Genomic DNA, 1,942 nt, shown 5'->3' on the forward strand with positions numbered 1-1,942 from the left:
AATGTAAGCAAGGGAGGGAATACCCTACAGGCAATCGCCCCACTTGCCAGGGTTTACAGCAACCAGATAGGTTAAATCTAGTCATCTCTTGCCGCCTAGCCCCATGCCTGCCATCGCTGATACTGTTGCTGCTACAACGATTACGCTGCCTGAAATGGGGTGTGGTACCTGGGCTTGGGGTAATCGCTTGCTGTGGGGATATGACGAAAGCATGGATGCTGGTCTACAGCAGGTCTTTAACTACTGTGTCGAAAACGGCGTCACCCTGTTCGATACTGGTGACTCCTACGGTACCGGTAAGCTGAACGGCCAAAGCGAAAAGCTACTAGGTCAATTTAGTCAGGCCTATCAAGGCCCTAATCAAGACAAAATTTGCCTAGCCACTAAACTAGCCGCCTATCCCTGGCGACTCACCCGAGGCATGATGACCCAGGCGGGGCAAGCCTCAAAAGCGCGCATGGGATGTTTGGACATTGCCCAAATGCACTGGCCCACAGCTAACTACTTTCCTTGGCAGGAAGGCCCACTTTTAGACGGTCTGGCTGATCTATACGATCAAGGACTGGTGCGGGGGGTGGGGTTATCCAACTATGGACCCAAACGGTTGCGCTGGGTGCATAAGCGTTTTGCAGAACGGGGCATTCCCATCACATCGCTACAGGTGCAGTATTCCTTGTTGTCTACATTTCCCGTGACAGACTTAGGACTCAAAGAGGTCTGTGACGACCTTGGTATTCAGATGATTGCTTACAGCCCTCTCGGGTTGGGATTGCTGACGGGCAAGTATGACATCGATACCCCCAAGCCCAAAGGGCTGCGCGGCATTCTATTTCGACAGTTATTGCCCGGTATTCAGCCGCTACTTGACTGTTTGCGTGAGGTGGCAGCAGAGCGCAATAAAACCATGGCCCAGACTGCGCTTAACTGGTGCATTTGCAAAGGTACCACCCCAATTCCAGGGGCCAAAAGTCTAGACCAGGCGAAACAAAATATTGGGGCACTGGGATGGCGGCTAACCTCTGGGGAAATCGATGAGCTAGATCGAGCCGTCACCAATTCTGACAAACAAATGGTGCAAAATATTTTTCAGACTCGATAGACCCAACCCTTCATAGACAAATTTTGCCAGATTCCGCATATTTCGCCACAAGGTGAAGCATGTTCACAGGGAACCATAGCATTGCGTAATTTTAAGGGGTCGGATACATCTATGAACGATTCTAGTTGCATGGGTATCCCTCTGGAAGTGTTTTTGCCCAGCTATATTTATCCTGCGGGATGGATGGTCCGGCGTCACTCTCAGGCAGATCGTTAAAATCATCGCCAAACAAACGGACTAGGAGCAAATAGTTTGTCTCCAGTTAAATCGCGATTAAGTCAGGATAGCCATTGGCTATCCTTTTTTGATACCTATGGCCATCCTTTAGCTTGGATCAGACCCGTCAGTCTGGGTTTGAAGTGAAGGTTACGGGCATCTTAAGCCCATGAGTAATCCAGATCTATCAGCTATTTCAGGCCGTCGTCGGTACATTTCTCCCATACTCCTTCAACGGGCGCGTGAGCTGCGGCTGCGGCAGACTTCAGCTGAAGAAATTCTGTGGGAATGTCTCCGCGCTCGTCGATTTTATGGATATAAATTCCGGCGTCAGCACAACATTGGACGCTTTATTGCTGACTTTTATTGTCATGAAGGTGGGTTGGTGATTGAGGTGGATGGTCCCATTCACGATTTGCAGTCAGAAAAAGACGATATGCGCGATGCGTGGATGGAATCGGTTGGGCTGCAAGTACTGCGGGTGAGGAATTGGCAAGTGCTTGAGGGGTTGGAGGGGGTGTTGGTGATGATTTTGGAGCGGTTGGAGACCTCATCCCCCGGCCCCTTCTCCTCGCAGGAGTAGGGGAGTTAGAGGGGGTGTGATGTGTTGTTGGTTGAGAGTGGCAT

The 1,942-nt window shown here is 50.6% G+C and carries 2 protein-coding genes; both read left to right on the plus strand.

Annotated elements, in window-relative coordinates; all coding sequences use genetic code 11:
- Positions 1 to 103: 103 nt before the first annotated feature.
- Complete coding sequence (locus IQ260_RS30225) at positions 104 to 1,099, plus strand: aldo/keto reductase (RefSeq protein WP_193996744.1); 996 nt, start codon at positions 104 to 106, stop codon at positions 1,097 to 1,099.
- Positions 1,100 to 1,484: 385 nt separating this feature from the next.
- Entirely contained in the window at positions 1,485 to 1,898 is a 414-nt protein-coding gene (locus tag IQ260_RS30230; RefSeq protein WP_193996745.1) for an endonuclease domain-containing protein, read from the plus strand.
- The last annotated feature ends 44 nt before the right edge of the window (positions 1,899 to 1,942 follow it).

Origin of the sequence: Leptolyngbya cf. ectocarpi LEGE 11479 (assembly GCF_015207065.1) — a bacterium.
In the GTDB taxonomy this organism is placed as follows: Bacteria; Cyanobacteriota; Cyanobacteriia; order Phormidesmidales; family Phormidesmidaceae; genus Leptothoe; species Leptothoe ectocarpi.